Source organism: Bacillus sp. SSR7 (genome assembly GCF_055902415.1).
Genome location: NZ_JBVVXV010000002.1, coordinates 160,442 through 181,072, shown reverse-complemented (window position 1 = coordinate 181,072; position 20,631 = coordinate 160,442). Strand labels below are relative to the sequence as shown.

Sequence of the window (20,631 nt, the reverse complement as noted above, 5' to 3'; positions counted from 1 at the left end):
TCACTCCTTATAGCATCATTTTTGCTTTCGTGAATACACGCTGTAATTCTTCCATTGATAAGTTCTCTTTTTCTAAAGATGCAAATAGTTCTTTTAACTCCATATGACGTTTTTGATCCTCTAATGCTGCAATATCATATTCTAGCGGAACGTGTTTCACCGTTACATTCGCTTTTTCAAATAACTCTACGGCATACGGATGATTTTTATAATCCTGTGCATAATAAACTGCTGTAATACCACTTTGAATAATCGCCTTACAACATTGTAAACAAGGAAAATGCGTAACATAAATTTCAGCTTCCTCCGTTTTCACGCCAAATTTTGCACACTGTAATAAAGCATTCATTTCTGCATGAATTGTACGAACACAATGATTATCAATAACGTAGCATCCATCATCTATACAATGTACACCACCTTTAATTGAACCATTATATCCACCAGCAATAATTCGTTTATCACGAACGATTGTCGCTCCTACTGCAAGCCTTGTACATGTACTACGCAAAGATAACAAATGGCTTTGCGTCATAAAATATTGATCCCATGAAATTCGTTCCATATTCTTCACCTACTTTTTTGTCTACTTGTAGTGTAGCGAATGAAGAAAAACTTCGTCAATCTTTTACGGAATAATAATTTGATCTTTTATTTTCTCCAAAGACTTCACACCAATCCCATCAATCTCTAACAAATCTTCTATTTTTTGAAACGGACCATGTTCCTCTCGATATTTCAAAATACTTTCTGCTTTCCGAGAACCAATACCTGTAATTTTTTCAAGTTGTTCTTTAGAAGCTGTATTTATTTGAACTTTTCCCTCTCCCTTTGAAACAGCAGCTACTTCTTGCACTTGTTCGTTTTTATTCGGTACGTAAAGAATCATTTGGTCTTGTACCATTTGTGCTAAATTTACTTTCATCCTATCTGCCTCAGGCAAAAAACCTCCTGCTTTTTCAATAGCATTCTTGACCCGGTCCCCTTCTTTCATTTCATACACTCCCTCTTTAACAACAGCCCCTTTCATATCAATTACAATTATTTTTTTCTGCTGCTTTGTATCGGATATTTTCGGTTTATTTTTCTTCTCTATATCTTTCTCTTGAGCATCCGTTGCAATAACTGATCGCTCTGTATGCTCATTCGTTTTCCAGAAAATAAGAAAAAGCACAGTTCCAATAATAGCAACTAATCCTAACCATTTCTTTGGAAAATCCCACATCATTTTTCACCTCTAATCATAAATTTATAACATCATTCATATTGTTTAGGAGAACGCTGTTACGAAGGAGGGATGAAACATTGAACATAGGAATTATAGGGACAGGAAACATGGGGAATATACTAATCGATGCATTTTTAGAAACCCGTGCTGTCAAACCTTCGTGCCTTACGATCATTAATCGAACGCCCGCCAAAGCATATCATATAAAGGAAAAACACCCTTCTGTTCATATAGCCAAAACTATTGATGAGGTAATCGAACGATCACATCTTATTTTTATTTGCGTAAAGCCGATAGATATATACCCGATCTTGCAAAAATACGCTAAACATTTTTCTGATGAAAAGTGCTTAGTTTCTATCACAAGTCCAATATCTCCATCACAATTAGAGACACTTGTACCTTGCCATGTTGCCCGTATTATTCCGAGCATTACAAACCGCGCCCTGTCCGGCGCATCACTATTTACATTTGGAAGTAACTGCTCTGAAGAATGGCAACAAAAACTATTTCGCTTATTCAAAAACATTTCTACTCCCCTTGTAATAGAAGAAGATATAACGCGCGTTTCATCTGATATAGCAAGCTGCGGCCCTGCATTCTTTAGTTATTTATTACAATGTTTCATTAACGCTGCTGTAGATAAAACAAATATTACACATGAAGAAGCCACTACTTTAGTAAGTGAAATGGTCGTTGGAATGGGGAAACTACTCGACAAAGGGATTTTCACTTTGCCTACTTTACAAGAAAAAGTATGTGTGAAAGGCGGCGTTACAGGAGAAGGTATTCGGGTTTTAGAAGAACATGTTGGAGATATGTTTCATAAATTAATCGAGCGGACACACGAGAAATTTGATGAAGATTTAAAATGCGTTGATCAGCAATTCAATAAACACACATAATAAATACGTCATCGTCATTCCAAATCCTTTTTATAAACACTTAATTTTTCACATTACATTTTCACTTAAACTAGTACTTTCACAATTCACGTATATCATCTTCTTATTATCCTAGAACTAAAATTACAGCTTCTTCATAAAACAAAAGCAACCTTCCCGGTTGCTTTTGTTTTATCCGTTTTTCTTCGCCATGAAGAAAATACGCTCTGTTTGTTCTGTAACTTCAAGTCGCTCAAAGTCACCAGTTACACGAAGCACTGTAAAACCAGCTTCTTCAAGCCATTTCGTTAACTCTTCAACCGGATATGCACGTTGTACGTGACATTCATCAAAACGATGGTACACATCTTCTTCTGGGTCTTGAACAAAGAATGTTAAATCATGTTCTACACTGTTTGAATCTTCACCAGGGAAGCAATTCCAAATAAGAGATATTTCTTCTCCATTCACTGTGTATGTTTCATTTTGAAATACATGATGTATTTTATATAAAGAATGTACATCAAATAAAAACAAACCATCTTGACGTAAATGATGAAACACTCTTCGGAATGTTTCTTGCACTCCATCTTCTTGCAATACATAGTTTAATGAATCACAAAAGATCGTTACACAGTCAAACTCACCGGGAACATCAAGCTCTCGCATGTCTTGTTGGTAAAAAGGAATAAAATATCCTGCCTCGCCTAGTTTTTGCTGTGCGACTGCTAACATTTCTTCCGAAAGATCGACACCGATTACATCGTAACCCTTTTGTACAAGCGGAAGCGTTACGTTACCAGTACCGCATGCTACATCAAGAATCTTCGCCTCTTTCACATCCGCTTGCTGTAAGCTTTCCTCTGTGAATTCCACCCATTTATCATAAGGGACATCATTCATTAGTTCATCGTACAGCAACGCAAATTGCTCGTAGTTCATTGGCCTAACTCTTCTGTAATATCTTCACGTGGCACATCGCCCCATAGACGCTCTAAATTATAGTGATTACGCTCATCTTTATGGAATACATGAGCAACTACATCTCCAAGGTCAACTAATACCCAGCGAGCTTCATCAAAACCTTCCATACGTTGTACGTCGATTTGGAACTCGTGTGCTTTCGCTTTAATTTCACGTGCAATTGCTTGCACTTGCTTATCTGAGTTACCGTGACAAATAATGAAATAATCTGCAATTGGTGAAATACCTTGCATATTTAGGACAACCATATCTTCTGCTCTCTTATCATCAGCCGCTTTTGCTGCTAATACTAATAAATCTTTATCTTTCATTTACTCATTTCCTCCTTGATAACTGCATTGTATGTTTGGAATGTTAATGGATAAATCGTTTGATCTTTTTCCATTAAAAATTGAATTGTTCTCTTTAACGCAAATAATAAAGCTTGATCTATATCCGTATATGCGAGTTTACGAGCTTCCTCCACCCCCGGAAACTTTCGCCCAGGCTCAATGTAATCAGCTACATAAATTACTTTATCTAACATCGTCATTTTCTCATGACCACTTGTATGATATGTAATAGCTTGCAGGATTTCAGGATCCGTAATGCCTACTTCTTTTTCTACTAAGTATGCCCCAACAGGTGCATGCCATAACTCTTTGTTATAACAAAGTAAATCTTTCGGCAAACCTTCACTTTTAATGATCTCTTCCATCTCTGAAATCGCTCTACACTTCGCATAATCATGGAATATAGCTGCAACTTCAGCCTTTTTTTCATCCACACCGTATAACTTAGCAAGTTCAATTGCTGTTTCCATTACACCAATTGTGTGTATATAACGTTTTTCATGCATTTGTTGTTTGACAATATGAAGTGCTTTCTCACGATTCATACAACCCATTCCTCTCGATATATACCTGTACTTTTTCAGGAAGTAAATATTTACATGTTTTCTTCTCTTTATATCTCTCACGTAATAAAGATGAAGAAACTGCAAACTCCGGAATTTCCACAGTGGTGATAGGATAAGGTGTATGCAATGTATACCCAGGTCTTGCAACCCCAACAAACGTTACAAGATCAAGTAACGCTTCAATGTTATACCACTTCGGTAAATACTCAACCATATCTCCACCAATAATAAAGTGAAACTGCACATCCGGATGCTTCTTCGTCAATTGTAGCATAGTGTCATACGTATAAGATGGGCCATTCCTGCTTAGCTCTTCTAAACAAATAGAAAAATGTTCCTCTGCCTCAGTCGCAAGCTCTAACATTTGTAAACGACTTTCTACACTTGTAATATTTCGCCCTTGTTTATGCGGCGGAATTTGGTTCGGTAAGAACCATACTTCTTCTAAATTCAAAGCGTGAAATACTTCATTTGCAATGAGCAAATGTCCATAATGTGGCGGATCAAATGTACCGCCAATGATGCCAATTTTCCTCAAAAGAAACGCCCCTTCCTTTTACGTACAGCAACTCTCTTCTGTTAGGAATGAAGAGAGTTGCTATTAATAAAAGTTCAATTGGTTTCGCTCTCTACATCATTACGCATCAACGATAAAAATAGCGCATGCTAATCTTTTTATCGAGGAAGCTTAATTTGTTTATTTTCTCTTGACTCTTTGTATAAAACGATTGTGCTTCCAATTACTTGAACGATTTCAGCACGTGCACCTTTTGCAAGTTCTTCTGCAACTTCACGGCGATCGAATTCACAGTTTTGTAGCACACTTACTTTAAATAGCTCACGAGCTTCTAAAGTATCTGCGATTTGTTTAATCATATTTTCATTTACTCCGCCTTTTCCCACTTGAAAAATCGGTGTTAAATGATGTGCCTGTGCACGTAAAAATCTTTTTTGTTTTCCTGTTAACATATATGTTAGCCTCCAAGCTTTCTTATAACTAATTGTTTCATTCGTTCGATATTTGGCGTGTACCCTGTCCACATTTCAAATGCAAGCGCTCCTTGATAAACAAACATATCAATACCATTTTGAATCAGTGCACCTTGCTCTTTCGCCTCACATAAAATTTTCGTTTCAAATGGGTTATAAATTATATCTGATACAATCGTTCCCTTTTTCAACGAAGAAATTTGTAACGGCGTATGTTCGATGCGTGGATGCATACCTATTGTTGTCGTCTGAATGATAATATCATAATTCTCTTGTTCTTCTGTTGCTTTCTCTAGCGATAGAGCAACAGAATGAACAGTAGCCGTACATGCAGCAATAAGTTCTTTTGCCTTATCTACTGTACGATTCGCTACATCAATCTCTTTCACACCTACATCAGCAAGTGAAAAATAAATAGCTCGACTAGCACCACCTGCGCCAAGCAATAAAATACGTTTCTCTTGAAGTGGTTCACTACTAATTGACTGTAGCGCTCGGACAAAACCAATTCCATCTGTATTGTGGCCAATCAATTTTCCATCCTTATGAACCACCGTATTTACTGCACCAATTTGTTTTGCTAGCGGGTCAATCTCATCCAAATAATCCATAATCGCAACTTTGTGCGGAGTTGTTACATTAAATCCTGAAATACCTAACGCTTTTAAACCTCTTACTGCTTCCCCTAGCACTTCCTCTTTAACAAGAAAGGCATGATAATGGGCATCCATATTCAAGTGTTCAAATGCATCGTTATGCATAACGGGTGATAATGAATGTCCAATTGGATTTCCGATTACACCATATAATTGTTTCATAAATCCCTCTCCATATTAAATTAAAGATTTACGCAATGAAACACTTACTCCTTTTGGTACGTGTGCAACAATTTTTGCTCCCGGTTCGTTCACAGTAACCCATCCTAATCCAGAGAATACAACATCCGTTTTTGGTTCACGAATATTAAACTCGTATTTCACTAGCTCTGGCATATTTTCTAATTCTTCTGGTGTTGGCGGGCTTAGTAAATCCCCTGCATGATTTTTATACAATTCATCTGCTTTCTCAAGCTTTGTACGATGGATTGTTAAACGATTTGAGAAGTGACAAGTAAATGCACGACGACCGCCACTTACGTAATCAAAACGTGCCAGTCCGCTAAAGAACAATGTTTGTTCTTCATTTAATTGGAATACCATTGGCTTAATTTCTTTTGTTGGTGTAATAAGCTTTAAGCTTTGTTTTCCAACATAATGAGCCATTTGATGGTGGTTAATAATACCTGGCGTATCATATAAAGAAGATTCTTCGTCTAACGGGATATCAATTAAATCAAGCGTTGTTCCTGGGAAATGAGATGTTGTAATTACATTTTCAGTCTCATCACTAAATTCTTTAATCATACGATTAATGAATGTTGATTTCCCTACATTTGTACATCCAACAACGTAAACATCTTTTCCGCCGCGGTAATACTCAATCGCATCTGCCAGCTCAGCAATCCCTTGTCCCTTTGCTGCACTAATTAAAAAGACATCTTCTGGCTTTAATCCTAGCTGCTTTGCACTATAGCGCATCCAATGCTTTACTTTATCATGTTTTACTGACTTAGGAATTAAATCAGCTTTATTCCCAACAAGTAATACTTTATTATTTCCCACGAAACGATGTAAGCCAGGTAACCAGCTACCATTAAAATCAAAAATATCTACAATCTTAACTACTAACGCATCTGATTTTCCAATACCGTTTAGAATACGTAGGAAATCATCATCTGTTAATGATACATCTTGAATTTCGTTATAATGTTTCAATCGAAAACAACGTTGACAAATGACTTGTTCTTTTTCTAAAGATGAGGCAGGAGCATATCCCACTTCATTTTTATCTTCTGTTTGAATTTCTACACCGCAACCAATACATTTAATTGTTTCAGTCAAACTTTATTCCTCCCAGTTAATTAAACCTTTTTTCTTCATGTTTCTCATAATTCTTCGTTCAATTTTTCGATTAAAGCGCGTTACTAATCCGTCCGTTTGTGCTACTGGTACAACTAAAATTGTATGAAGTCCAACTCGGTTTCCACCTAGCACATCCGTTAGTAATTGATCTCCAATTACTACAACTTCATCTGGCTGCAACTGCATCTCTTGTATCGCACGCTTAAACGCACGGACAAATGGCTTACGCGCACTATGAATAAATGGAATGCCTAATGGATCAGCAAAGTCTTTCACTCGTTGCTCATTATTATTTGAAACGACCGTTACTTGAATGCCTTGCTCTTTCATTTTCAAAAACCATTCTTCAAGTTGTGGCGTTGCATTTGGACGATCCCATTCAATTAAAGTGTTATCTAAATCAGTAATAACACCTTTAATTCCACGTTTTTTCAAATCTTCTGGTTGAACATGATATACATTTTTCACATATTCATTTGGTAAAAATAGTTTCAATTTCTTTCACCTCTTTGAGGAGTTTTCATAAAAATTTTTCGACAACATATTTCGATATATGGCCTGTGGATAAAATTGTACACATTTTCCACATTAATTTTTCAGTCAATTTGGAATTTACTAACAATCTATACACATTTTATCCACCTAGGTTTGTGGATAACCACTCGTTTGTGACTGTCATATTTTTTTGGTACATTAAATGCAACAACGAATCAATCCTTATATTATTAGGAGGTGACTCACCTTGAAAACAAAACATATGGAACAGTTATCTACTGAGTTACTCACTGAGTCTTATTATAAAGCAAAAGAACTAAAATTAAATCCCGACTTCATTTTACTTATAAAACAAGAAATTATTAGACGCTCATTAGAGGACAAGCTTGTCAAATCGTCTTGATTACATATAAAGTGAAATTTCAAGTAACTAACTTGTAAAAAGAGCCATCCTGCGATGGCTCTCGAATAAACAAGTACTCCCATCTAGGGAATTTCATCATTACGCATCTTTGTCCATAAATCTTGCTTACAGTTATGAAATCTTTTTTACTTATGAGCCAATCGAGTAGCAATCTTTTCACCAAGGCGAAGCTCTTGTCCACTCTTCAATTCTTGCACTACTTCTATCATATCTTTTTCAAACAATAACACAACTGTTGAACCGAATGTAAAGTATGCCATTTCTTCACCTTTTTGAACAGTGTTTCTTTCATGCAGCAGCTCAATACTATTTACAAACATAGCTCCTACTTTTACAAGCGCCATATGTTCACCGTTACTATTCACTTCTGTAACAGAACGATAATTTTTTGACAATGGTTCTTTCCCGTATTCCATACCAGCTGCATTTACCGGATATGATTTTCTACCGAGTACAAATCTTTCGGTCACAGAACCAGAAAGCGGACTATGAATACGATGATAATGACTTGGGCTTAAATAAATAACCATGTATGTACCACCTGCATATCGCTGTGCACGTTCTTCATTACCTAGCATATCCACAATCGAATAACGCTTGCCTTTAATATCAAATGTTTTTGTGTCCTCAATAGGACCGTGATCAGCAAAAACACCATCAACAGGACTAACGATACTTGATGCATCTGTATCAATACTACGCTTTCCTTCTTTTAGCTTACGCGTAAATAATTCATGCAACGTTCTATATTCCTTCAAACCCTTTTCCATCTCATCTTGATTAATTTGAAACACTTTCGCATACGATGGAATAATGATAGAGCTTAAACGAGATTGTGCAAATTTACGTAATATATAAGAAGTAAAACGACCATTTGTAAGTTCTATCATAAGTCGATATAATGTACGTCGCAAATTGCGGAACCTCCTAATCAGTCTATAACTTTAGCTTCCCCTTCTTTACCTTCTATATCATATGTAAAATTGGTTCTTATTCCCACATAACATATAGAACTGTTTCAGTATACATGCGGAAAACTAAGTATGGTATTATTCTTAAATTGTTTAGCACCTTCTAATATTACAGATAGAATCCGTCATTTTCAACAGTGAACATGGATTTCTTCTGAACACAACTCTTTTTCTTTCCTTATTTACAAAAAGAAAAGCAGCCCATTTTAAAACATGGCTGCTTGCAATGTACATTATTCTTTTGCTTTTTTCTCTTTCTCTGCTCTTACAAATTCATGGAACATTTTCATTAAAGCCCGCTTTTCAATTCTTGATACGTAGCTTCTGGAAATGCCAAGCGCTTTTGCAATCTCTCGTTGCGTTTTCTCCTTATCAAGCCCTAGTCCAAAACGCTTCACGATTACTTCTTTCTCTCGTTCGTCTAAAATATCGATATACTCTTTAATTTTTTCTAACTCCATACTAAGCTGGATCATATCAATTACATCTTCAGACTCTGATTTTAATATATCAATAAGCGATATTTCATTCCCCTCTTTATCTTGCCCGATCGGATCATGAAGTGAAACGTCCTTTTTTGTTTTCTTTAATACACGTAAATGCATCAAAATTTCATTTTCAATACAGCGTGCTGCATACGTCGCAAGTTTTGTTCCTTTTCCTGCCGAATAACTCTCGATTGCTTTAATGAGCCCGATTGTACCAATTGAAATTAAATCTTCTGCATCTTCCCCTGTGTTTTCAAATTTTTTAACGATATGAGCTACAAGCCGTAAATTATGTTCAATTAACAGATTCCTCGCTTGAGCATCACCTTGCTCCATTAACTCTAAGTACTTTCTCTCATCGTCTGATGATAACGGCTGCGGAAACGCATTGTTCTTCACATAAGAAACAAAAACAAACACTTCTCGAACCATATATCCAATTGCGGCGAATAGACTCAAACCTTTCACCTCCGCCAAAATAGTGGTCTTTACTAAGTGTATGTGGGCGTAAGGTTGTTTGTGTCTGTACAGTTTATTTATAAAACTCAACACTTCCAACATTTAAAATATTTTATTGTTATATTATAATTATATAAAATTGTTGTTTATATATGAATATGCTATTAAAGGGGACACTATTCATGCTTACATTAGACCGATTATTAAATGTAACAATTTATTTAGGGGTATTTTTACTTTTCATTTCGTTCATTACTTTTGTTATTAAGAGAGGACCTGATTTATTATTTTTTCAATTTGGAATTTCTTTATTTTTAGGAGCTCAAATTATAATTGGAATGATTTTTTTTCATAACTATGGTTTCTCCTTTCACTCAAAACTAGAACTACTTATCTTTATTTTCTATGTAATTGGATTTATTACATGTATACTACTGTTCTTTCACTTTCCAAATTCCTATCGAATTTTTTTATTAATCTGTAGTTTTTTATTTTTAACTGTATCCAATTATTACTTTAAAGAAATAATGAATTTTAGCAAAAAAATTCCAAAGCAACATAAAACTTTTTTAAGTACACAAGAAGAAGACTCTTTCCCAAAAGAAGTCCATAAATTTTCAGAGGATTACAACAACATAATAAGGAATGATTTTTATGAAATACCGATGATTCCCACTGAATTACAGATTACAAGCAAAAAAGATTCTTCCCATAGTACATCTTTCTTAGTTGAACTTAATAATATGGAGGATGAAATTACTGATGACTCTGTACAATTAACTCCATCAGACCGTTTTTATATACTGTTAAATACACAAAAAACAAAAATATCAAAAATAGTATATGAAGGGCGAGATTTTTTCACATTAACAGTCACACTAAAGGCTCTTAATTTACAGCAGGAACCAGAAATTCATAATATGTTTTTAGAAATAGATAAACGTAGAGCAATGAATCTTCTTGATTTCGAAATTAAAGCCCATTCTAAAGAATGGAAAGTAACATTTAAAAGTGATAGTTCTTCTTCCAGTCTCCCTATCACATTTACTTTTGAAAAACGAACAGGCAAATTATAAAAATAAAAAGAGTTATTTTCTTTGAAAAATAACTCTTTTTATTTTACTTGCTCAAAATTTTCTCCCCCGTATGCGCATCAATATAACGAATTTCCCGACTACAACCGAAGGATTCTTTATGATTTTCATCCGTTGTTTGTTTATACAGCAATTGATATACCGTTTCCTCTACATCATGATCTATAGACCATTCTAATTTAACTCGAATACCCCCTCTGTATATTTCTAATGCTTTTTCTTTTGTTACTTTTGGTGTTGTTTCGTATGTGAGTAATTCTTTTATACGATTGCTAGGCTCTCCAGAGTAGTGCATCACTGCACCATTTTCTGTATTAATGTTAATCATAATATATTTTCCCTCTACTTGAATGTCATTTACATATATTGAAAAGGAAAATCTCTCAATTCCATCTTCCACTTCTTCACGTTCCTCCCAAAGACGTAAATATTGTGTGATATCTGGAATAACTTGTTCCAAAAATCGAAGTGCTTTTTGTAAACATTCCTCTCTAGACAGTATTTGCTTTACTTCTTTATCGTCTGTCAGTTTTATAAAACCAGTTAATTCATTGGTAGATTTATCAATCATAATGCAAACAAAATTATTATATTTTAACATCGATAAATGCTTCTTAAAAAATTCATTCATTAAATATGGATTTTTTTCTTCTTTTTGTTTCTGTAATTCCTCTTTCGGAACAAATTTCATCCTTATTTCATCAGCATCTTCCGTCTCAGCTACTTTTGTAAAACTTTCTTTATGCCAGTCAAGCAAATCGAATATAACATCTTGCCGGCTATCTTTTTTCGTTATTTCAACAGCTACAGTTGGAGGCAATTTATAATGATCTGGTCCAAACAAGTCTTTACCTGTACTTGCATCAATAAACGCATGACTTGGATCTGGTTCATATACAAGACGGTACCCTTTTACTTCTTCTCCATTTTCATACTCACATGAAGAGTGTGTTAAATCTACAAATACTAGTCTCATATCTTGTCTAGCTTTCAAACTTTCTAAGACGACGTTCTCCTCAACAATGTCACTTGGCCATAACGGTTTTTTCTCTATAGCTTTTTGTCCATTATAATGAAAATGCATCACATCACCTAAAGGATGCACTAGCACAACACACCCCGTATTCGGCAATGGACAGCTATTCACTTCCTGCATATAATTTACTTCTTTCCAACCGCGCCAATCATCCTTAACAGTTACATATGTATAAAATTCAGATTCTTCTTTTGTATATTTTTTTAAGAATGTATTTGCAATCTCTCTTGCTTTATTCTCGTTTATCGCTTCCTTACTGCTCGAAACAGCTTTTTCATCCTCTATCCTAAAGTCAATTAAATTATCAGTATGTCTATTCAACGTAATCTGTATTGTTCTCTCCCCATCCCCTTTATGTTCCCACCATAATAGGTGATATGGGTCATCCACACCTTCTTGATCATCTACAACAAGCCTATAATCATCTGGAATGTCAATAATATGAGCCACTTGCTCTTTTCTTTCTTTATCTTTTTGATTCATCATACCGCTCCCTTTATTACAATTTAAGGTAATTATAACAAACAAAACCAAATAAATATAAACAAAAAAGAATAGAGATATCTCTATTCTTCTACTTCGTTTCACGATGTAACGTTACTCGCTTTAATCGTGGACAATATTTTTTTAGTTCGATGCGCTCTGGATTGTTTCGTTTATTTTTTTTAGAAATATAATTACGATCACCGCACTCCGTACAAGCTAATGTAATATTTACACGCATATGCAATTCTCCTTTCTTTTAAAGATCGCAAACTAAAACGTAATGATTACGATTTAAATATTATATAACTTCATTTTATTTGTCAATTGCAAAATAAAAAGGTTCTAAATAGAACCTTTTTATTTTTAGTACTTTATACTTTTTATTAAAATGTCTCATATGTAACAAACTCACTAATCGGTTTTCGATATCCTCGTGGTCGAGTTTTAGTAGTATCACTTTTTCCTATCGTAATCATTAAAACAGGTACTACATGCTCTGGCATATTCAATTCACTTTGTACTGCTTTTTCATCAAAACCGATCATTGGACACGTATCATATCCATAATATTTAGCTGCGTACATAAAAGTCATCGCACTTAACGAAGCATTTCTAATCGCTTCTTCTTCCATGAAGCGTTCTCCTTTTCCTTCATATAACCCTTTCGTTTGCCTAATTGTATCTTCATACTCACATTCATCAATCATCTTTAAAACCTTCATACCGAAATAAATATTTTCGACATTTTGGTATGCTCTCTTGTCACCACAAACAAGTATTACCGCAGATGCACTCGATACTTTATATTGCCTAAAAGCTAACTCTTTTAATCTTTCTTTGCGCTCTTGATCACGAATTACAACATAATGTGTATGTTGCAAATTGTAACAAGATGGAGAAAGCTTTGTTAGCTCAAATATTTTTTTAAAATCCTCATCTGGGATTTCTATTCCTTGTACAAATTTCATTGCAGAACGTCTAGCAATTGCTAATTCTTCAAAATTCACCGTATAGCCCCCTAATAACCATAAATTCAAATATACATTAATTTATACAATTGAATAAATCAAATGAAAACACTTTAAATTATGGATAATAATGATGATTTACAAAAAAAAGACAAAAAGCTGAAACAATTAGTTCATACGAAATTCACACGAATCTATTACTATAGGAATTGTACATAGTGAACTTATTAACAATTACGTTTATTTATATAGAATTTCACTTGAAAGGAGTTGAAAGTATGAAAACTAAATATCGTTTTATGATCTCATCATTTGCTGCTTGCGCCTACATGATTTGGTGTTTAGTATAATAACAACCTCACTTGTAAATAGGAAAAGGTGTGTATATAAATGGAATATAATCAATCAACAGTTAACTACTGGAAAGCTTTTGTACTACCATATACATTTGCTTTAGAAGAGTTAAAAACTAAATTTGAAATTATGAACCGGGAAGCCCAATTTTTAGAGGATTACAACCCGTTTGAACATATAAAAACAAGATTAAAACAACCTGAAAGTATTATTAAAAAACTTGAACGTAAAAATTTATTACCGACAGTTGAAAATGCGCAAACGCATTTACAAGACATCATCGGCATTCGTATTACATGTTGCTTCGTAGAAGATATCTATCATTTGAAAGAAGTCATTCAAAAGCGTGAAGATATGGAAATCATAGAGGTAAAAGATTATATCGCTAATCCAAAGGGAAACGGCTATAAAAGTTTACACATGATTATTAAATATCCTTTATCACTGAATTCTGGTACAAAAGAAGTGTTTGCAGAAATTCAGTTACGTACGCTGGCAATGGACTTTTGGGCAAGTTTAGAACATAAACTTTATTATAAATATGAAGGGAAAATACCTGAGTATTTAAAAGATGAACTACATGATGCCGCAATGAAAGCTGAAGATCTTGATAATAAAATGGCAACCATTCGCCAAGATATTGATGATATCGAAGCATGCTCAAATCAAATTATGTTACCACTATAAAGTGAAACTTTAATCAGTGGGGGTGTTCATCCCCCACTGATTATTAGCCCACACCAATCGGACGTTAACGGACAGCCCGACCCCCACCTAACTTCTTTGCTCCAACTGAATTTTGAGGTGTGAGTTTTACTGTCCGTTAACGCGGGATAAAAAAGGTTCTCGCCAATGAGAACCTTTTTGTGCTATTTACGGAAAGTTTCACTTTATTTCTTCTCTATCGTGCGAACCTCTTCAATTTTCCAGCCATCCTCTTCTTTTCCAAGTGCATACTGTACTTTCTTCTGAAGAGTGACCTCTCCATCTGTTTCCTTTTCTTTTGTTTCAACAACAACATACCCTGCTTTACTAGCTTTTATTTCTATATGTTCCAATTCAATTTTCTTATTTCCTTTTTGAAAAGCTGCTTCTTTTTGCGTTTTTAAGTCTTCAGCACTAGGCATCTTCTTTGAAAACAACTCCATATGTTCAGCAAGATTTTTTTCATTTGTCGTCCGTACAAATTTCTCCATAACATCTTGAATCGATTTCTCTTCTTCTTTCGTTATTTGTACCTTTTCCTCAGCTTTTGTAGTAGTAGATTTTTGTTCCATCTGATTCTCTTTGAACTGACATCCAACTAGCAATAATACACCTATTAGAAGAGATCCTATCCCTCTGAAAAAAGCTCTCATCTTCCCATCTCCTAAAAAGAAAAGTGAGGCATTTCGCCTCACTTTCATTTATAATTAGCGTCTTCCTTTATTCGGATCGCCACCGCCAACAATATCAAAGACACGTTTAGCGATATTTGTATTCTCTTGAACGCCAGAGAACAAGTATTTACCAGGGCCAAATGCATATACGTTTACATCTTCTCCTGTATGTCCGCCTGTTGTCCATCCTGTAACCGAACGCTTATTGAAAATATCTTCAATTGCATTATCAATCTTTGTTACATCTTTTGAAGGAGCAATATCATTTACCGCTTTAATTTCTTCTGGTGTTAATTGTAAATCAATATATTTTTTCAATGTTTCTTCTACATTTGCACCTTTTGCAATCTCATTTGCCATGAAGTCTGGTGTGCGTTTCGCAGCTTTAATTGGCTCTACTTTAAAGTTATACTCGCCATTTGCACCTAAAGATAATCCGCCAGTAGCATGGTCTGCCGTTGCAACAACTAACGTATTTTTATCTTTTTTGGCAAACTCAATCGCTGCTTTAAATGCTTTTTCAAAGTCTTCCATTTCACTCATTGCGCCAACGATATCATTATCGTGTCCAGCCCAGTCAATTTGACTTCCTTCAACCATTAAGAAGAAACCCTTTTTATTTTTGTTCAAACGCTCAATTGCTGCATTTGTCATTTCTTCTAATGAAGGTGTTTTATCAGTACGGTCAATCATTTTATCTAAACCGCCTGGCGCAAATAAACCTAGAATTTGATCATTTTTATCATTTAACAATTGATTACGATCTGTTACATAGCTATAACCAGATTTCTTAAACTCTTCTGTAAGATTACGATCTTTTCTAACAAAGTTATTTACACCACCGCCAAGCATAACGTCTACTTTATGCTTCCCTTTAATTTTCTCATCAAAATAATCATTTGCAATTGCGTCCATATTTTTACGACTAATGTCATGCGCACCGAAAGCAGCTGGTGTTGCATGTGTAATTTCAGAAGTAGCAACGAGTCCCGTTGATTTCCCTTGCTCTTTCGCTTGTTCAAGAACAGTTTTCACTTCTGCTTTATCGTTATCAACTGCAATTGCCGCATTATATGTTTTAATTCCTGCTGACATAGCTGTTGCTGCAGATGCAGAGTCAGTGATATTTTCATGTTCATCTTCCGGGTATGTTTTTTGTGTTCCTACAAGATGTTTATCAAACTCTGTAGATTCCATCTCAAAAGTTTTTGGATTATCTTTCATATAACGATGAGCCGTCATATATGAAGGGCCCATACCATCCCCAATTAATACAATGACATTTTTAATCTTTGCATTGCTTCCGCTCTCATCTGCACTCACTTCACTAGAACGTGTAAAATTCCATGTTGCCACCGAAGTAACTGCTAACGACGCCACAACTGCAAATGGCCATGCTTTTTTCACAAACTTTTTCACTGTCTTGTCCCCCTAATTAGGTTATTCATTTCCCACTATCAAATTTAATAGAAGACTGTTAAGAGAAAATTAGTTATATGTAAATTTTTTGTTAACTTATGTAAATATCAGTTATAATTTGTATAACTTTGTCTGTTCATATCAATCATCTTCCCCTTTACAATCAAAATATAAACAAGTTGGATTTCCTTTAACGTAAATCTCTTATTTAACATTTTCAATCTATTTGTATGAAAATTAATAGAAATGTGGTGAACATGTATGAAAATAATAAGGCTAGATGAAACTTTTATTTTTGATTTACTCGACCTGTGCAAATCTATTGGGTGGTTACAAAATAAAGCATTTATGAAAAAACAATTCGAAATGTACCTTTCTCTCGGTACACTTGTCGGTTATATGCATGAAAATAAACTGATTGCAGCTGGAGGCGTATTTCCTTTTAAAGATAGGTTTTCTACTATTGGTATGTTAATCGTCCATCCTAATTTTCAAGGCCGAGGCATCGGGCGTATTTTGCTTAATCACTGTTTAGAACACACTCATACAAAACAACCTATTGCACTTATTGCAACAAAAGCTGGCGAGCCTCTTTATACATCATGCGGATTTCAAACAATAACGACGATTCATCGTTTTGAAAAACAAACTACTAAGACACATATCACTCATACAAAACAAATAAAAGAAAAAGATCTTATATCGCTTATTTCCCTCGATCAAATTACAACTGGCGCCGATCGTTCTTTACTTTATTCATTACTATTACCAAGAACGAGCCACTCTTTTAAAATTGAGAGACATAACTGTATAGAAGCTTTTTCCTTATGCATACAAAAAGATAGTATATTATGTATCAATCCACTTATCGCCAAAAGAGAAGAAGATGCTATTCAATTACTACAAAACATATGTGAATGTTGGAATGGCACAGTAAGAATTGATGTCCCACATTCACAATTTTCATTTCGCAAATTTCTTCAAATAGAAAATTTCCAAGAAACGCTCCTTTCACCTCTTATGATAAAAAATGGTAGCGAACTTCCTGGAAATCGTAATATGCTATTTGCTATGATAGATACAGCGTTATGTTAGAAAGGGGACACCTCATTGAAGCGATTTAGCTATTTTATGGTAGGTTGTCTTACTCTTACACTATTAGTAGGATGTAGTGCAGCAGAAAAGCCAGTAGAACAAGTAAAACAAGTTAAAAATACACTTACAGCAAAACTAGCTACCGAGGAAAAAATGGTAGAAATAGATGGTCAAACCATTTACTTCAAAAAGATTGGTAATGAAAAACCACCTTTACTTATGATCCATGGATTTGGAGGATCATCAGATGGTTTTCAAAAGATTTACTCAGACTTAGCAAAAGATCATACAATTATTTCTGTAGATGCTTTAGGATTCGGGCGCTCATCTAAGCCGATGGATTTTTATTATTCTTTCCCAACTCATGCAAATTTGTATTATAAATTAATGAAAAAACTAGGTTACGATTCGTTTGCAATATTGGGCCACTCAATGGGCGGAGAAATTTCTCTTAATTTAACATATTTATATCCAGAATCCGTTACCCACCTTATTTTAACTGATGCTACGGGCGGTCCTCATACACTCGTTAATAAACAAGGATCACCAAGACCACAGTTGTCGACGGATTTAAATACCGTTTCTGCCATTGCAGATTATGATGAGAGCAAAGTGAAATTTAAACGTAATGATGAAGAGCATTACAATAAAATGAAATTATGGCCTAGACGTCTTCAAATCAACGCAAATGAAATAAAACAACCGACCTTAATTATATGGGGAAGAAATGATAGTAGCGTTTCGTGGAAAGAAGGAGAAACGTATCATCAATTCTTAAAAAATAGTACTTTCCATATTATCGAAAAGGGTTATCATGCACCGTTTCGTCAAGAGCCACAAGAATTTGTAGGTTATGTAAAAGAATTCTTTAAAAACAATCCGATACAAGCTGAAAAATAACATAAACGGGTATCTCATTTTGAGATACCCGTTCTCATATATTAAGCAGCTTGCTTTTGGCGTTTTTGAGTTTTTGATCCTAATACTTTTGGGATAACGAAGCCGTCAATTCCAAATTTACCAGCATTCATACCAGAAACCAGAACGAACATCGATAAGATAACCATTTCAGGATTCACTCCAATTGACCCACTAAACATATAGGAAAAGTTCATTACAAGGCCGAAAAAGACCGCCGTTTTTGTTAAACAGCCAACAATTAAACCAATTCCTACTAAAACTTCTCCCCATGTTACAAGTGTATTAAATAGATCAACGTTTGGAATTGCAAAATCTTGTAAAAATGATGCCCACCAAGATTGAACAGCTGGTTGTGCTCCTTTAGATTTTTCAATTGCACCTTGTAAATAACCCGTTGCATCGAATCCTTTTCCTTGTAGTTTACCGATTCCAGCCATTAACCATGTGTAACCAAGATATACTCGGATTACTGCTAGCACAAAAGAAACTGCTTTGTTTTCTCTTAAAAATTGAATAACCATATCTTCCTCCTAAAGTTGTAATTAAGTTAGTTACAGTAAATATAATAACATCAGTTACTTATTTTACAAACGTTAATTATGAATAATTCGTGACATACGTATAAAATATTACAAGCTAACGTTTATATAGTAACTTTTATTACCTGTAAAAACTTGAACATATCATACCATAAGTGATAATCATTTTCATTGAAAAAATGTAAAAAAAGTGTGAGTTAAATGTGAAACACATTCATTCGAATATAGAATAAATGTGTTTCACACTACTTATAGAATCGAAATGTACGTGTCTCCTCATCAATTAAACTCGCTTCTTGAAAAGCATCTTCTAACGTTTTTTCATGGTTAATAAGCCCGTAAAATAAGCGTATTGTAAACATAAGTGCTGCATTCCCATCTACATAATCTATTGATCCAATGTACGATTTTACTCCACTACGTAAAAAAGATTCTGCTAGTTTTTTCTCCCCTAACGTACACCCACTATTTACAATATGTGTATTATGCAATTTTGCATATTTATAAATTTCTGCTGAACCAAAGTATCCCTGCGGTTCATCTTGTTCATATATACCTTCACCTAACTCTTCCATGACAAACTTTCCTTCCTCACCATGAAAGCAAAAGACAACATAATTAATATCGTCATATAAACCCTTTCCAGACAGAATCTCGATGAATTCTTTCGGTCTACCAATCCAGTATGTTATAACTTTCGCCCCAAAATATTCAAGTGATGCTCGGATTGATTGCGCCTCTAAATCAGAATTAAAGCCAACTACTAGTGCAACATTCAACATACACCCTCCATCCTTTAATTAGATTTCATCAATTACACTTTCAAGGGATACATCCATTTCATATATACCCGTTTCTTGCAAAAAATCCGACCTAGTTAAAACGACATTCTGTAAATATTGCCTATATGCTGTAATTGTTCCGTCGTGAGATACAATGCAAATTCTTTAAGCGCCTAGCTCACAACACCAAAGAAGAAATTCATCTACGATTTGCTGAAAACGATTCTCTGAAATAGTATTTATACCTTCCATCCATAGCTGTTTATTTGTACTTTTCTCTATCGAAAAATGTGGAAATAAATTTGTTATTACCCCCTGATCTACTATGTGGTCACATTGTAATGTTTTTGCTCCTTCTCGATAAGGAAAAATACGCGGGGATACATATGGATGGACGATTTTTTGACAAGCTCCCCTCTCACTCCATATCGCCGCCGTTTGTAAAGTTCTGAGTGTAGGGCTAGCGATTAATATATCCGTTTCTTGCAAGGGTACATTGCATTGAAGTAATTTAGCCTGATTCCTTCCCTCATCTGTTAATGATGGATTCAACATTTGTAAACTTGCCGGCAAATCTTTTGTATGTTCTCCTTCACCGTGCCGAACAAAGACGAGTTTCATGCCCATCCTCCTCTCAATATGAAATCCTCTTACATATTTCTTCCCTATTTGATCCTTCATTCCTGCTATATACAAAACCGATATGTAAAAAATATTTGACACAATAAATTGGAAAACATTACAATTATATATGTAAAAAACTTTTTACAATAGAG

25 protein-coding genes and 1 pseudogene are annotated in these 20,631 nt (G+C 34.6%); 6 read left to right on the top strand and 20 right to left on the bottom strand.

Features of this window, described 5'->3' with window-relative positions:
• Positions 1-7: 7 nt before the first annotated feature.
• Together AC0NJG_RS04920 and AC0NJG_RS04915 are read right to left on the bottom strand one after the other, a co-directional pair.
• A complete protein-coding gene (locus AC0NJG_RS04920; RefSeq protein WP_000439784.1) occupies positions 8-565 on the bottom strand; it encodes a ComE operon protein 2 in 558 nt (185 codons plus the stop codon).
• Positions 566-628: 63 nt separating this feature from the next.
• Positions 629-1,228: a helix-hairpin-helix domain-containing protein gene (locus AC0NJG_RS04915; protein ID WP_474062900.1), complete on the bottom strand. Its 600-nt coding sequence runs from the start codon at positions 1,226-1,228 to the stop codon at positions 629-631.
• Between the two features lie 77 nt (positions 1,229-1,305).
• Here AC0NJG_RS04915 and comER point away from each other — a divergent pair, with 77 nt between their 5' ends.
• Positions 1,306-2,133, top strand: coding sequence for a late competence protein ComER (gene comER / locus AC0NJG_RS04910; protein ID WP_087954262.1), 828 nt, complete (start codon positions 1,306-1,308; stop codon positions 2,131-2,133).
• Positions 2,134-2,304: 171 nt separating this feature from the next.
• On the opposite strand, the gene AC0NJG_RS04905 is transcribed toward comER, so the two are convergent.
• The 8 genes from AC0NJG_RS04905 to AC0NJG_RS04870 form a co-directional block, all read right to left on the bottom strand.
• Positions 2,305-3,054 (bottom strand): class I SAM-dependent DNA methyltransferase, encoded by a 750-nt coding sequence (locus tag AC0NJG_RS04905; protein ID WP_001105574.1) that lies wholly within the window; start codon positions 3,052-3,054, stop codon positions 2,305-2,307.
• The gene (rsfS, locus tag AC0NJG_RS04900; protein WP_000653200.1) at positions 3,051-3,407 is read right to left on the bottom strand and encodes a ribosome silencing factor; all 357 of its coding nucleotides are present in this window, start codon (positions 3,405-3,407) and stop codon (positions 3,051-3,053) included. Before rsfS ends, AC0NJG_RS04905 begins: the two co-directional genes overlap by 4 nt.
• On the bottom strand, positions 3,404-3,973 hold the full coding sequence (yqeK, locus tag AC0NJG_RS04895; RefSeq protein ID WP_087954261.1) for a bis(5'-nucleosyl)-tetraphosphatase (symmetrical) YqeK: 570 nt from the start codon (positions 3,971-3,973) through the stop codon (positions 3,404-3,406). The genes rsfS and yqeK overlap by 4 nt, the downstream gene beginning before the upstream one ends.
• Positions 3,963-4,532, bottom strand: a complete 570-nt coding sequence (gene nadD / locus AC0NJG_RS04890) for a nicotinate-nucleotide adenylyltransferase (RefSeq protein ID WP_029439961.1) — start codon at positions 4,530-4,532, stop codon at positions 3,963-3,965. The genes yqeK and nadD overlap by 11 nt, the downstream gene beginning before the upstream one ends.
• Before the next feature lie 137 nt (positions 4,533-4,669).
• Complete coding sequence (yhbY, locus tag AC0NJG_RS04885) at positions 4,670-4,963, bottom strand: ribosome assembly RNA-binding protein YhbY (RefSeq protein WP_000955224.1); 294 nt, start codon at positions 4,961-4,963, stop codon at positions 4,670-4,672.
• A 5-nt stretch (positions 4,964-4,968) separates the two neighbouring features.
• Complete coding sequence (aroE, locus tag AC0NJG_RS04880) at positions 4,969-5,802, bottom strand: shikimate dehydrogenase (protein ID WP_087995420.1); 834 nt, start codon at positions 5,800-5,802, stop codon at positions 4,969-4,971.
• A gap of 15 nt (positions 5,803-5,817) precedes the next feature.
• On the bottom strand, positions 5,818-6,924 hold the full coding sequence (gene yqeH / locus AC0NJG_RS04875; RefSeq protein WP_000140795.1) for a ribosome biogenesis GTPase YqeH: 1,107 nt from the start codon (positions 6,922-6,924) through the stop codon (positions 5,818-5,820).
• Positions 6,925-6,927: 3 nt separating this feature from the next.
• Entirely contained in the window at positions 6,928-7,440 is a 513-nt protein-coding gene (locus AC0NJG_RS04870; protein WP_000765309.1) for a YqeG family HAD IIIA-type phosphatase, read from the bottom strand.
• A gap of 247 nt (positions 7,441-7,687) precedes the next feature.
• On the opposite strand from AC0NJG_RS04870, the gene sda reads away from it, so the two are divergent.
• A complete protein-coding gene (sda, locus tag AC0NJG_RS04865) occupies positions 7,688-7,843 on the top strand; it encodes a sporulation histidine kinase inhibitor Sda (RefSeq protein WP_000850094.1) in 156 nt (51 codons plus the stop codon).
• A gap of 146 nt (positions 7,844-7,989) precedes the next feature.
• On the opposite strand, the gene AC0NJG_RS04860 is transcribed toward sda, so the two are convergent.
• Positions 7,990-8,778: a phosphatidylserine decarboxylase gene (locus AC0NJG_RS04860; protein WP_087995421.1), complete on the bottom strand. Its 789-nt coding sequence runs from the start codon at positions 8,776-8,778 to the stop codon at positions 7,990-7,992.
• 290 nt (positions 8,779-9,068) lie between these two features.
• Complete coding sequence (gene sigK, locus AC0NJG_RS04855) at positions 9,069-9,782, bottom strand: RNA polymerase sporulation sigma factor SigK (protein WP_000051382.1); 714 nt, start codon at positions 9,780-9,782, stop codon at positions 9,069-9,071.
• Positions 9,783-9,934: 152 nt separating this feature from the next.
• Between sigK and AC0NJG_RS04850 the strand changes: the two genes are divergently transcribed.
• Positions 9,935-10,858: a hypothetical protein gene (locus AC0NJG_RS04850; RefSeq protein ID WP_087954257.1), complete on the top strand. Its 924-nt coding sequence runs from the start codon at positions 9,935-9,937 to the stop codon at positions 10,856-10,858.
• Positions 10,859-10,901: 43 nt separating this feature from the next.
• Here AC0NJG_RS04850 and AC0NJG_RS04845 read toward each other — a convergent pair whose 3' ends face one another.
• The 3 genes from AC0NJG_RS04845 to AC0NJG_RS04835 form a co-directional block, all read right to left on the bottom strand.
• Positions 10,902-12,395 (bottom strand): YcdB/YcdC domain-containing protein, encoded by a 1,494-nt coding sequence (locus tag AC0NJG_RS04845; protein ID WP_173601258.1) that lies wholly within the window; start codon positions 12,393-12,395, stop codon positions 10,902-10,904.
• Positions 12,396-12,486: 91 nt separating this feature from the next.
• Positions 12,487-12,636 carry a 50S ribosomal protein L33 gene (rpmG, locus tag AC0NJG_RS04840; RefSeq protein WP_001265617.1) on the bottom strand — a complete coding sequence of 50 codons (150 nt, stop codon included), beginning with the start codon at positions 12,634-12,636 and terminating at the stop codon, positions 12,487-12,489.
• A gap of 145 nt (positions 12,637-12,781) precedes the next feature.
• Positions 12,782-13,405 (bottom strand): nitroreductase family protein, encoded by a 624-nt coding sequence (locus AC0NJG_RS04835; RefSeq protein ID WP_001008510.1) that lies wholly within the window; start codon positions 13,403-13,405, stop codon positions 12,782-12,784.
• A 351-nt stretch (positions 13,406-13,756) separates the two neighbouring features.
• Here AC0NJG_RS04835 and AC0NJG_RS04830 point away from each other — a divergent pair, with 351 nt between their 5' ends.
• A complete protein-coding gene (locus AC0NJG_RS04830; protein WP_000456215.1) occupies positions 13,757-14,407 on the top strand; it encodes a GTP pyrophosphokinase in 651 nt (216 codons plus the stop codon).
• A 203-nt stretch (positions 14,408-14,610) separates the two neighbouring features.
• Here AC0NJG_RS04830 and AC0NJG_RS04825 read toward each other — a convergent pair whose 3' ends face one another.
• Both AC0NJG_RS04825 and AC0NJG_RS04820 read right to left on the bottom strand, forming a co-directional pair.
• Positions 14,611-15,078, bottom strand: a complete 468-nt coding sequence (locus AC0NJG_RS04825; RefSeq protein WP_087954256.1) for a hypothetical protein — start codon at positions 15,076-15,078, stop codon at positions 14,611-14,613.
• A 54-nt stretch (positions 15,079-15,132) separates the two neighbouring features.
• Entirely contained in the window at positions 15,133-16,518 is a 1,386-nt protein-coding gene (locus AC0NJG_RS04820) for an alkaline phosphatase (RefSeq protein WP_087954255.1), read from the bottom strand.
• Positions 16,519-16,779: 261 nt separating this feature from the next.
• Between AC0NJG_RS04820 and AC0NJG_RS04815 the strand changes: the two genes are divergently transcribed.
• Positions 16,780-17,613, top strand: coding sequence for a GNAT family N-acetyltransferase (locus AC0NJG_RS04815; protein WP_087954254.1), 834 nt, complete (start codon positions 16,780-16,782; stop codon positions 17,611-17,613).
• Between the two features lie 15 nt (positions 17,614-17,628).
• The gene (locus tag AC0NJG_RS04810) at positions 17,629-18,513 is read left to right on the top strand and encodes an alpha/beta fold hydrolase (protein ID WP_087954253.1); all 885 of its coding nucleotides are present in this window, start codon (positions 17,629-17,631) and stop codon (positions 18,511-18,513) included.
• A 41-nt stretch (positions 18,514-18,554) separates the two neighbouring features.
• Here the strand turns inward: AC0NJG_RS04810 and AC0NJG_RS04805 are convergent, their stop codons facing one another.
• From AC0NJG_RS04805 to AC0NJG_RS04795, 3 genes and pseudogenes are all read right to left on the bottom strand, one after another.
• Complete coding sequence (locus AC0NJG_RS04805; RefSeq protein ID WP_087954252.1) at positions 18,555-19,055, bottom strand: DoxX family protein; 501 nt, start codon at positions 19,053-19,055, stop codon at positions 18,555-18,557.
• A gap of 263 nt (positions 19,056-19,318) precedes the next feature.
• Entirely contained in the window at positions 19,319-19,855 is a 537-nt protein-coding gene (locus AC0NJG_RS04800) for a delta-aminolevulinic acid dehydratase (protein WP_143881551.1), read from the bottom strand.
• An 18-nt stretch (positions 19,856-19,873) separates the two neighbouring features.
• Positions 19,874-20,476 (bottom strand): annotated as a pseudogene (locus AC0NJG_RS04795) (histidine phosphatase family protein).
• Positions 20,477-20,631 lie beyond the last annotated feature (155 nt).

Bases quoted from the DNA above. Each gene is read 5' to 3' on its own strand.
- AC0NJG_RS04920 (WP_000439784.1), bottom strand. From the start codon at position 565: ATGGAACGAATTTCATGGGATCAATATTTTATGACGCAAAGCCATTTG.
- AC0NJG_RS04915 (WP_474062900.1), bottom strand. From the start codon at position 1,228: ATGATGTGGGATTTTCCAAAGAAATGGTTAGGATTAGTTGCTATTATT.
- AC0NJG_RS04905 (WP_001105574.1), bottom strand. From the start codon at position 3,054: ATGAACTACGAGCAATTTGCGTTGCTGTACGATGAACTAATGAATGAT.
- rsfS (WP_000653200.1), bottom strand. From the start codon at position 3,407: ATGAAAGATAAAGATTTATTAGTATTAGCAGCAAAAGCGGCTGATGAT.
- yqeK (WP_087954261.1), bottom strand. From the start codon at position 3,973: ATGAATCGTGAGAAAGCACTTCATATTGTCAAACAACAAATGCATGAA.
- yhbY (WP_000955224.1), bottom strand. From the start codon at position 4,963: ATGTTAACAGGAAAACAAAAAAGATTTTTACGTGCACAGGCACATCAT.
- aroE (WP_087995420.1), bottom strand. From the start codon at position 5,802: ATGAAACAATTATATGGTGTAATCGGAAATCCAATTGGACATTCATTA.
- AC0NJG_RS04850 (WP_087954257.1), top strand. From the start codon at position 9,935: ATGAATATGCTATTAAAGGGGACACTATTCATGCTTACATTAGACCGA.
- AC0NJG_RS04845 (WP_173601258.1), bottom strand. From the start codon at position 12,395: ATGAATCAAAAAGATAAAGAAAGAAAAGAGCAAGTGGCTCATATTATT.
- rpmG (WP_001265617.1), bottom strand. From the start codon at position 12,636: ATGCGTGTAAATATTACATTAGCTTGTACGGAGTGCGGTGATCGTAAT.
- AC0NJG_RS04830 (WP_000456215.1), top strand. From the start codon at position 13,757: ATGGAATATAATCAATCAACAGTTAACTACTGGAAAGCTTTTGTACTA.
- AC0NJG_RS04825 (WP_087954256.1), bottom strand. From the start codon at position 15,078: ATGAGAGCTTTTTTCAGAGGGATAGGATCTCTTCTAATAGGTGTATTA.
- AC0NJG_RS04815 (WP_087954254.1), top strand. From the start codon at position 16,780: ATGAAAATAATAAGGCTAGATGAAACTTTTATTTTTGATTTACTCGAC.
- AC0NJG_RS04805 (WP_087954252.1), bottom strand. From the start codon at position 19,055: ATGGTTATTCAATTTTTAAGAGAAAACAAAGCAGTTTCTTTTGTGCTA.
- AC0NJG_RS04800 (WP_143881551.1), bottom strand. From the start codon at position 19,855: ATGTTGAATGTTGCACTAGTAGTTGGCTTTAATTCTGATTTAGAGGCG.